Origin of the sequence: Erysipelatoclostridium sp. An173 (genome assembly GCF_002160495.1) — a bacterium.
Taxonomy (GTDB): Bacteria; Bacillota_I; Bacilli_A; order Erysipelotrichales; family Coprobacillaceae; genus Thomasclavelia; species Thomasclavelia merdavium.
In genome coordinates, this window is sequence record NZ_NFKR01000015.1 from 55,472 (window position 1) to 65,172 (window position 9,701).

A 9,701-nucleotide genomic window follows, 5' to 3' on the forward strand; every position below is an offset into this window, starting at 1 on the left:
TATCGAAAAAATATATAAATAATGTAAATAAGATTGTAAGAAGCCAAAAAACCATGATAACACTCCTTTTTATTAAAATTGTTTATATATACATATTATTCTATTTTTATTATTATTTATTTTTTACTTTAATCTTCAAGATATCTTTCCTCATAATTATGGTACATCTCAAGCTGCTTAGAATAGATGCCAATATTTTCATCTATATCTGTTAGAATATAATATCTTTCATTTGAAAAAATATGACTAATTTCTTGATCGATTTCTTTCAATTCTTCATAACTAACCTTTTTCGTATTAACCTCTATAGTTGGATAAAATAAATCCATATTTGATTGGACAAAATTTTTTGTAGCAGGTTGTTCACTATATTGTCTATATGAAGGAAATGTCATTGTCCTTACTGCTATTTTACCATTATTAATATTTTCATTATATATTTCAATGGCATAAAGAATATATTGAAGTTCATTTTTTGCATCATCATAATTGCTTATTATATTATAGCGGTCAGTCGTAAGATAGAATCGAATAGATGAATGTGTTTTATGAATATATTCTGCTTCAAAATATTTATTGAATGCAGCATAGCCCCTTCCATTAGTTGGACCATTATACAATCCAAAACTAGTCATTTCATAATCTTCATAATCATCAATATTTTCAATCAAATATTCATTAAATAACTGTTGCATCTTTTCATTGCTATATGAAACGTTAAAATACATAATTATAATTACGAAAACAATAATTATTGTAAAAATTATTTTTTTCACATTTATCCCTCCCGTTAAAATAGTAGTATAAAAAATTATTAGAATTTCACAAATATCCACTTATCTTTGTATTCTGTTTTGTGTTTTATTTGCTTTAGATAACGAACACAAAGTTGAATGTACCCGTGGTGAAAATGACATTATAATTATTTGTATCTTGATAATATAATGTAATCACAATATATAATTAAAATAGTGTTAAGATATCTAAATTAGAAAAATCTATTAAATAGAATTATATTATCCATTGAATTATGATAAGTAAAATTATTATATTTTTTTTATTTTTTATCCTCTATTTTATCAAAATTATACGAAATCCCTTTCTTTATTTTAATGATATCATAATATATTTATAAATCAAGTATACGTAGATAATCTAGCTATTGTTATTTATAAAGTATAATGTATAATTAAATTAGCTTAATATTGAGGATGATATAAATGGCTAATAAAAATAATTTATTTAAATTAGAAATGCTATTATTAGGTGTTTTAAGAAAACAGGATTGTTACGGATATGAAATAACTAAATTAATAAAAAAGTATTCTAATAACTTGATTATTATCAAAGATGGTACAATGTACCCTATATTATATAAATTATTAGATGATGGGTTTATTTCAAGTTATGACAAAGTTGTATCTAGGAAAGTAAGAGTTTATTATCATATTGAATCTTCGGGTATAGAAAAATTTAATTCAATGGTTAATGATTATGAGAATATGGTAAAAGGTATTAATAATATAATAAGATAATTAATTGGGGGAGCAGTAATGGGAGATACTAATGCAAAAAATAAATATTTTAAGGATATTAAAACATTATTACCTATTAAAAGTTCGCAAGAGAAAGATTATTTAGTTAAACTCAAGAAGAATTTAGATGAATATAGTTATGATAATCCAAATAGTACATATGATGATTATGCAGAAAAATTTGGGACTGCTAAAGATATAGTTGTTGCATATTTAGATAATTGTAATGAAGATTATTTAATATCAAAATTGAGAATAAGAAATATTTTTGTAAAAGCAATCACTATTATTACTATACTATCTGTCCTAGTAAGCATGTATTTTTTATGCATACTACAAGAGAACTATAACATAGCAAAACAAGAACATATTAGTGATTCTGAAACAACTATTATAGAAGAATAAAAAATACTTTAATATTTATATGTAGCATATCACTGAAATATTATAGGTAAAAAAGATATTTTAAAAGTAACCCATAATATTTGTGATATCAATTAATAACTAGAAATAGGTAATTTCTAGTTATTTTAATTTACAAGTTACAAAATAAAAACCACCTGCATAGCAACAAGTAGTTATACAAAGATGCACCTTCTAAACATATACTAAAGTATCGTATACGAAAGAGAAGGTAATAAAGTATTGTTCAATAAAGCGAATTATCTAACACATAAAAAGTGAATGTGCAAATATCATATCACCTTCATACTTAAGCATAGACTAAAAGCAATATGTAATCAACTAAGAAATAATATAGATAAAATATTATCACTATAGTTGATTAAAATAGTTGTTTAATTGTTTTTGATATTATTCATTTATTTGAATGTTGTAGAATACTTTATCTTTAGATATTATTGACAGATCCATTTAAAGTAAATAAATGGCATATTAGCAAACATTGAATATCGTGGTAATAAATATTGATTATCTTTTCTTGTCATATTACGATTTTGGTTGTAACCAAAAGCTAGCGATACATTTTGTTGTTTTAAAACACTAAAGGACTCTTCACTAGCAACACCGTAAGGAAAAGCAAAATATTTACTGCTGACAATATTTTTATTTTGATTAAAATCATCATTTATTTGTTCTTTTGATAATGTTTCAATCATTTTTAACGCTTTTTGACAATGATGAAAATTGTATGAATGCGAATAATATTGAACATTTTCATCATTGATTAAGTCTTCTTTTTTCAAATATTTAGGATTATCAATAGTTGTTTTATATCCGATAACAAAACAGGTTGCTTGAAAATTATATTTTTGTAAAACTTTTTTTACAATAGTATTGAAACTTTTATATCCATCGTCAAAAGTTAAAGCGACTGCTTTTTTAGGTAATTGATAACTGCCATTATAATAAGCTTCGATTTCTTGCATAGTTAATGTATGATAATTATTTTCATATAAATACTGCATTTGTTTTTCAAATTTACTAATGCTCATATGATAAATATCATGTTTATAGTTTTTCTCTTTATCTTCATCACTTACAATATCGTGGTAACCTAAAACAGGTAGACCATCAACATTTAAGTAATGGATTATTGCAATTTTTGCAGCCCAAATTAATCCAATTGCTAGATAAGCACACAGCAAAAAGCAAATAACTTTTTTTATTGTTTTCATTATACCCACCGACGACATTATAGCAATTATGCTACTATTTATCAAATTAATTTAGTTTATTTAAGGTTTATTAAGACAAAAAAATTAGGCGAATTAAATCGCCTAATTTTTTTAACGACAGTGATGATTCATTTTTTTGCATCTGATTTCATTTAATTGATCAATAGCAGCAACAGCTTTATCTTTTAAAGTTTCTTCAATAGCTGCAATTGCTTGAAGACTATTAGTAACAGCTTCATTGACTTCTAATAATTCTTGTGAAGAATTAGCACAGCTTACAACTTTTTGTAATTTTTCGCCTTCAGCATTTAAAATATGAGCTAATCCAGCTTCTTGTAATGCAATAGATTGCAATATAGCTGTTAATGCGCAACCTTCATCAACTGGTGTACATTCAATGATTGGCATTCCCATTTTTATCACCTCCTATATTATAGGTTATGTAAGGTTTTTAAAGTTCTAAAGGCAAAATGGTAAAAACTAAAAAAGTATTTATAATTTTATAAGTTAACTAGTTATGTTAAAATGGAGACAATTTAGGAGGAAAAGGAAATGTATTGTCAAGTTTGTGGTCATCAGTTAATAAAAAAGAAATGTGGTATTGATGGTGAAGTACCATATTGTCCTAATTGTAAAGAGTTTAGGTTTGAACGTTTTAATAGTGCGATTTATGCAATTGTTTTAAATCCTAGTAAAGATAAGATCTTGTTGATTCAACAATACAGACGAACTGATAATATTTTAATTGCTGGATATATCAATAAAGGTGAAAATGCTAAAGAAACATTAATTCGAGAAATAAAAGAAGAAACTGGATTAAATGTCAAAGAATATCTGTATAATGATAATTCATATTTTAAACCATCAGAAACATTGATTCATAATTATGTTGCTGTTGTTGATAGTGAAAATTATCAATTAACTAATGAAGTTGATCAGGCTAAGTGGTTTTTAATTAATGAAGCCGTTATGGCAATTAAGCCAGAATCGTTAGCTAAATCATTTTTATTAGAAGCGATTAATAAATTTAATTTAAAATAGCGAACTTTACTAGTTCGCTATTTTGCTGTTCAATCGATTTGCTAAAATAATGGAAATTATAATTTTTAAAGTGTCTCCTGGTAAAAATGGAATTACACACATTGTTAAAGCTGGAATTAAAGAGGTATTAGTTACATAAATAAACCATAACGTACCAATCAAATAACAAACAGCAGTTCCGATAATTAATGCTATTATTTTAAAAGATAGTTTTTCATTTCTTTTTACAATTAAAGCAATAACTAAAGCCATGATTGGAAAACTGAAAATATAACCACCACTAGGCCCTAGTAAGCTAGCTAATCCCCCGCTAAAACCACCAAAAACTGGTAAGCCAATAGCACCCATAAAAACATAAACCAGTGTACTGATAAAAGCTAATTTTGGTTTTAATAATAAGCTAACTAAATATACCCCTAAAGTCTGTAAAGTAATTGGTACTAAAGTAGGTAAGGCAATTTGAATTTGTGCCAGGATAGCAATTAAACAAGCAAACAAGGCACAATATAACATATTTTTAACTTTTGTATTCAAAATTTAATCCTCCTGAACGATTTTAGCAAACATTTTTATTCTAAACAAGAATTATTTATCTATTAAAAAAATTGTTTTATAATGGTATATAGCAGGTGATATGATGAGTTTATTAGAAAAATTAAAAGATAATCAATTGTTTACTAAAGCCCAATTACCCGTAGTAACATATATAAATGAACATAGTGAAGAAATTTCTAAAATTACAATTGGACAAAAAGACCTATTCTTCAAATGCTACAATTATTAGAATTTGTCAAAAACTGGGTTATCCTGGGTTTCGAGAATTTAAATATCAGTTATTAAAAGAATTGGAATCAAATAAGTTTGTTAAACAGTCAGTAGATTTTACGAAACCTTTTTATTTATCAGAATCGGATTTTGAAATCATTAATAATTTATCATCATTATATAAAGAAACAATTGATATTATTAATGCTAATTTAGATTTAAAACAATTAGAGACAATTGTTCGAGTTATTTATCAGGCTAAAAGAGTTTTTATTTACTCAGTAGGTGATACTAGTTTAACAGTAAAAAATTTTATGAATAAGTTAATAAAAATAAATATCTATGCAATTTTAGCTACTGAATATCATGAAGAGTTATTTACTAGTAAAAATGTAACAAGTGATGATTGTGCTATTTTTGTTACATATCGAGGACAGAAAGATTTGTTTTTAAAATGTATGCAGGAAGTAAAAAAATCAGGCGCTAAAATTATTCTCATTACTGCAAATAGAGATAGTGTTTTAACAAGATTGTCCAATAATCAAATTATTTTACCAAATAAAGAGCATGATGATCGAATTGCAACTTTTTATTCTCAGCTTGCTTTTAACTATATTTTAACGGTTATTTATGCTTTGCTTCATAAAAAAGTTGAACTTTAAGTACAATTTTTTAAACAGAGTAATGATAAAAAACGGATTTTATTTCCTAAAGTAAGTCGTTTACTTTGCAAATAAAAATTACTATGCAACAATGGTTATGGCAGGTGATAAAATGAATGAAGAATTAATTACATTTTCAACTTTTAATCATAGCGATGCTTTAGATTTTGGCTTACGAGTAATTGAAATAGCTAAAAAAGAAAAATTAAAGCCATTGCGTATTCGCGTATCAATTGACGGAGATATTGTTTTTCAATATTTAATGGATGGGAAAACAAGTGATTTATGGTTAAATCGTAAGGAAAATACCGTATTAAAAACTAAACAATCATCAATGAATGTTTTTAATAATCAAGATTTTTATAAAAATATAGTTGATGATGAAAATTATGCTATTTGTGGTGGCGGTTATCCTTTGATTGTAGCTAATGAATTTAAAGGGGTATTTTGTATATCAGGATTAGAGCACTATGAAGATCATGCATTAATTGTTCGGGTTTTAAAAGAAATGAAAAATAGATAGGAGACAAATTATGAAGCTAGGAATATTAGGTACAGGAATGATCGTTAAAGATCTTTTGACAACATATGATTTATTGGGAATTGAATATACAGCAGTTCTAGCGACTAAAGCTACTGAAGATGAAGCAAGTGCTTTAGTTGATAAATATCATTTAGATAAATATTTTCTTGACTTTGATGAGCTTTTAAAAGATGATATTGATACAGTTTATGTAGCGCTTCCAAATCATCTTCATTATAGCTTCGCTAAAAAGGCTTTGGAACATGGTAAACATGTAATTGTTGAAAAACCAATTACTGCTAATGTTCAAGAATTAAAGGAATTAATAGAAATTGCTAAAGAAAAGCAATTATTTATTTTTGAAGCGATGAATATCCATTATTTACCAGCATATCAGGCTTTAAAACAATGTTTAACAAAAATTGGACAGCCTAAAATTGTTAGTTTAAATTATAGTCAGTATTCATCACGCTATAATGCTTTTAAAGCAGGTAATATTTTACCAGCATTTGACTTTCATAAAGCTGGAGGAGCTTTAATGGATTTAAATGTTTATAATATTCATGGTTTAACTGGTTTGTTTGGTGAACCTAAGCGGGTTAATTATCTTGCCAATATTGAAAATAATATTGATACTAGTGGAATTTTAACGCTTGATTATGACAATTTTAAAGCTGTAAGTATTAGTGCTAAAGATTGTAAAGCACCAGTGATGTTAACTTTCCAAGGTGATGGTGGTGTGATTAAAATTGATACCCCAATCAATCAATTAACTAAATTTGAGTATATAAATAATAATAATGAAGTAGAAACTGTAGATTTAAATGAAGGTAAACATCGTTTGTATTATGAATTTAAAGAGTTTATTCGTATGATTGAACAGAATGATGTTACTAAAGCAGCAAAAATGATGGAAGTAAGCTTAACTGTAAGTAAAATAATGAATGAAGCAAGAAATCAAGAAGGGATCGTGTTTGATAATGACAGATAAGTTAGTAGTGGGATTTATTGGAAATGGTAAAAGTGCTAATCGTTATCATATTCCATTCATTTTAACAAGAAAAGATAAAATTGAAATTAAAAAAATTTATACAATAGATCAAAAGAAAGATAGCTGGGCTAAAATTCCAGGAGTAATTTATACTGAGGATTTAGATGATTTATTAAATGATCAAGATATTGATGTCATTGTAATTAGTACACCATCTAATGTTCATTATGAATATGCTAAGATTGTTTTAAATGCTGGAAAGAACTGTATTGTTGAAAAGCCATTTGCTAATACTTATGAAGAAGCTAAAGAAATTTTTGATCTAGCTAAGGAAAAAGGGTTAATGGTACAATGTTATCAAAACCGTCGCTTTGACAGTGATTTTTTAACTGTTCAAAAAGTAATTGAATCTGGTAAATTAGGGGATTTGTTAGAGTTAGAAATGCATTTTGATTATTATCGTCCTTATATACCAGAAAGTGTTCATGAATTTAGCAGCATTAATTCATATTTGTATGGTCATGGTTGCCATACTCTTGACCAGGTAATTAGTTATTTTGGAAAACCTGATCATGTTCATTACGATGTTCGTCAGTTATTAGGTTCTGGCAGAATGAATGATTACTTTGATTTGGATTTATATTATGGAACATTGAAGGTATCAGTAAAATCAAGTTATTTCCGTGTTAAAGAACGACCAAGTTTTGTAGTTTATGGTAAAAAAGGAATGTTTATTAAAGAAAAGAAAGATAAACAGGAAGAACATTTGAAATTATTCTATTTACCAGGTCCTGGTCATGAAGATTTTGGTGTTGATTTACCAAGTGAATATGGAACATTAATTTACTATGATGATCAAGGGAATTATCATGAAGAAAAGGTTCCATCAGTAAAAGGTGATTATGGTTATTATTATGATGCTTTATATGATACATTGAAAAATAATCAGGAAGTACTTGTAAAACCAGAACAAACATTATTACAAATTAAAATATTAGAAGATGGAATTAAAGGTCTAAAATAAAATGTCGCACTAGCGACATTTTATTTTGTTTCAATAGTAAAAAGAAATAGAGCAATTAAATATTCCTTTAAAAATATATTGCTAATTAAACCAGGTTCAATTGGTTCATTGATTTTTAGTGCATGATAAAAAGCACAAATAGCATCTTTACTGCTTAATGTTTTAATAGTTGCCAATAATTCTTTAATAGTAATATCTTTAAAACGATTTTTTAATAGTTTATAACGTTGTTGGTATTCTTTTTTAAAAACATCATTTATTTCTTTACATACTTGATCTAAATCGTATAAAAGATCATTTTGATAATTATATTCTGTCATTGTTAATTCTAATGATCGAATGAAATAATCTTTAATAGTTAATTGATTTAAATAGGTGTCTTTTTTCAATAAATCGGTTAATGGTGTCGAAGAGCTATTAATTGCTTTAGTTACAATACTTTTATTGATTGAATCTTCGTAATTAAGAATTAATTGATATAATTTTTTGATAATATTTTTATTAGGATATGACTTTTTAAAATTATATAAATAGCCATCAATTTTTTTAAATGTTTTTAAAGTATCATAATAACCAAGTTTAATTCGCCAATCTAGAATGTTACGATTAAAATCTAAAAATCCTCCTAAATCATAACTTGGTCGAATAAACGTAATATTAGGTCGATTTGTAAAATGTAAATGTGTTGGCTCACGTTTTAATTCAATAGCAATTATTTTTTCAGCACCCATTTTTAAAGCTAAAGATATCGGTAAATTATCATAATATCCACCATCAAGATAGCCCTGATTATCAATATAATAAATAGGAAAAGCGGGAAAACAAGCAGCTGAAGCTAAAGCGTAATCAACTAGTGGTGTTGGCTGCATTTGTTTTTTAGTAATTTCTAATGGTGTAAGTTTAGGATATTTAACAGTAACAATACCATAATCAATATTACTTGAAAAAGCTTTAGGTTCATTGTACAAATTATAAACTAGATTTTTTAGTGGTGTAATATCAGCACCTTTTTCATTAATAAATGATTTAAAAAAAGGTTTGATTAAGTTGCTTTGTGAAAGCATTGATTCAATTGAAAAATCAAAATTTACCGGATTTGTAAAGATATCACTGATCTTCATTTGATCCCATAATTGATAAAGTGCCTGGTAGTCTTTTTGAACAACAAGTAAACCATTTAAAGCCCCGATTGATGTTCCAGTTACAATATCAAAATCATATTCTAATTCTTGTAAAGCTTTAATACAACCAGCCTGATAGGCCCCTTTAGCGCCCCCACCAGCTAAAACTAATGCCTTTTTCATTGGATACCACCTCTTAATAATTATACGAAGACTCATTTAAAAAATCCATCTTCTTTATTAAATGAGACAATTAATTTTAAAACTAACAAGAATTTGATATAATGAAAAACGGTAGTGTCAAATAAGTTATGAAAAAATGAAATTTATTCATAACTAGAATTCCATAGTTGATTCTATGAAGTAATTCAATGCTTCATCTAGCAGTATGTTCCATTTGTT

General features: G+C 26.2%; 12 protein-coding genes. 7 read left to right on the forward strand and 5 right to left on the reverse strand.

The genetic code is table 11. From position 1 onward, the window contains the following. Positions 1-128 precede the first annotated feature (128 nt). Positions 129-776, reverse strand: coding sequence for a hypothetical protein (locus tag B5F09_RS08060; protein WP_087373445.1), 648 nt, complete (start codon positions 774-776; stop codon positions 129-131). A gap of 444 nt (positions 777-1,220) precedes the next feature. Here B5F09_RS08060 and B5F09_RS08065 point away from each other — a divergent pair, with 444 nt between their 5' ends. Together B5F09_RS08065 and B5F09_RS08070 are read left to right on the forward strand one after the other, a co-directional pair. Further along, entirely contained in the window at positions 1,221-1,535 is a 315-nt protein-coding gene (locus B5F09_RS08065) for a PadR family transcriptional regulator (RefSeq protein WP_087373448.1), read from the forward strand. 18 nt (positions 1,536-1,553) lie between these two features. Next, on the forward strand, positions 1,554-1,940 hold the full coding sequence (locus B5F09_RS08070; RefSeq protein WP_087373449.1) for a DUF6120 family protein: 387 nt from the start codon (positions 1,554-1,556) through the stop codon (positions 1,938-1,940). A gap of 452 nt (positions 1,941-2,392) precedes the next feature. Here the strand turns inward: B5F09_RS08070 and B5F09_RS08075 are convergent, their stop codons facing one another. Then, positions 2,393-3,172 carry a polysaccharide deacetylase family protein gene (locus B5F09_RS08075; protein ID WP_087300069.1) on the reverse strand — a complete coding sequence of 260 codons (780 nt, stop codon included), beginning with the start codon at positions 3,170-3,172 and terminating at the stop codon, positions 2,393-2,395. Positions 3,173-3,283: 111 nt separating this feature from the next. Next, positions 3,284-3,586, reverse strand: coding sequence for a hypothetical protein (locus tag B5F09_RS08080; protein ID WP_204215261.1), 303 nt, complete (start codon positions 3,584-3,586; stop codon positions 3,284-3,286). A 138-nt stretch (positions 3,587-3,724) separates the two neighbouring features. Here B5F09_RS08080 and B5F09_RS08085 point away from each other — a divergent pair, with 138 nt between their 5' ends. Then, positions 3,725-4,213, forward strand: coding sequence for an NUDIX domain-containing protein (locus B5F09_RS08085; RefSeq protein WP_087373452.1), 489 nt, complete (start codon positions 3,725-3,727; stop codon positions 4,211-4,213). 9 nt (positions 4,214-4,222) lie between these two features. Here the strand turns inward: B5F09_RS08085 and B5F09_RS08090 are convergent, their stop codons facing one another. Then, positions 4,223-4,747, reverse strand: coding sequence for a biotin transporter BioY (locus B5F09_RS08090; protein WP_087300067.1), 525 nt, complete (start codon positions 4,745-4,747; stop codon positions 4,223-4,225). A gap of 185 nt (positions 4,748-4,932) precedes the next feature. On the opposite strand from B5F09_RS08090, the gene B5F09_RS08095 reads away from it, so the two are divergent. From B5F09_RS08095 to B5F09_RS08110, 4 genes are all read left to right on the forward strand, one after another. Then, a complete protein-coding gene (locus B5F09_RS08095) occupies positions 4,933-5,640 on the forward strand; it encodes a MurR/RpiR family transcriptional regulator (RefSeq protein WP_158095829.1) in 708 nt (235 codons plus the stop codon). Between the two features lie 112 nt (positions 5,641-5,752). Continuing rightward, positions 5,753-6,163: a heme-binding protein gene (locus B5F09_RS08100; protein WP_158095830.1), complete on the forward strand. Its 411-nt coding sequence runs from the start codon at positions 5,753-5,755 to the stop codon at positions 6,161-6,163. 10 nt (positions 6,164-6,173) lie between these two features. Then, complete coding sequence (locus B5F09_RS08105) at positions 6,174-7,154, forward strand: Gfo/Idh/MocA family protein (RefSeq protein ID WP_087373458.1); 981 nt, start codon at positions 6,174-6,176, stop codon at positions 7,152-7,154. Further along, positions 7,144-8,178: a Gfo/Idh/MocA family oxidoreductase gene (locus B5F09_RS08110; RefSeq protein ID WP_087300133.1), complete on the forward strand. Its 1,035-nt coding sequence runs from the start codon at positions 7,144-7,146 to the stop codon at positions 8,176-8,178. The genes B5F09_RS08105 and B5F09_RS08110 overlap by 11 nt, the downstream gene beginning before the upstream one ends. A gap of 20 nt (positions 8,179-8,198) precedes the next feature. On the opposite strand, the gene B5F09_RS08115 is transcribed toward B5F09_RS08110, so the two are convergent. Then, positions 8,199-9,482: a patatin-like phospholipase family protein gene (locus tag B5F09_RS08115; protein WP_087373460.1), complete on the reverse strand. Its 1,284-nt coding sequence runs from the start codon at positions 9,480-9,482 to the stop codon at positions 8,199-8,201. Positions 9,483-9,701 lie beyond the last annotated feature (219 nt).

Excerpts from the sequence above, each read along its gene's own strand:
- B5F09_RS08070 (WP_087373449.1), top strand. The coding sequence starts at position 1,554 with ATGGGAGATACTAATGCAAAAAATAAATATTTTAAGGATATTAAAACA.
- B5F09_RS08100 (WP_158095830.1), top strand. The coding sequence starts at position 5,753 with ATGAATGAAGAATTAATTACATTTTCAACTTTTAATCATAGCGATGCT.
- B5F09_RS08085 (WP_087373452.1), top strand. The coding sequence starts at position 3,725 with ATGTATTGTCAAGTTTGTGGTCATCAGTTAATAAAAAAGAAATGTGGT.
- B5F09_RS08075 (WP_087300069.1), bottom strand. The coding sequence starts at position 3,172 with ATGAAAACAATAAAAAAAGTTATTTGCTTTTTGCTGTGTGCTTATCTA.
- B5F09_RS08115 (WP_087373460.1), bottom strand. The coding sequence starts at position 9,482 with ATGAAAAAGGCATTAGTTTTAGCTGGTGGGGGCGCTAAAGGGGCCTAT.
- B5F09_RS08110 (WP_087300133.1), top strand. The coding sequence starts at position 7,144 with ATGACAGATAAGTTAGTAGTGGGATTTATTGGAAATGGTAAAAGTGCT.
- B5F09_RS08080 (WP_204215261.1), bottom strand. The coding sequence starts at position 3,586 with ATGGGAATGCCAATCATTGAATGTACACCAGTTGATGAAGGTTGCGCA.
- B5F09_RS08065 (WP_087373448.1), top strand. The coding sequence starts at position 1,221 with ATGGCTAATAAAAATAATTTATTTAAATTAGAAATGCTATTATTAGGT.
- B5F09_RS08105 (WP_087373458.1), top strand. The coding sequence starts at position 6,174 with ATGAAGCTAGGAATATTAGGTACAGGAATGATCGTTAAAGATCTTTTG.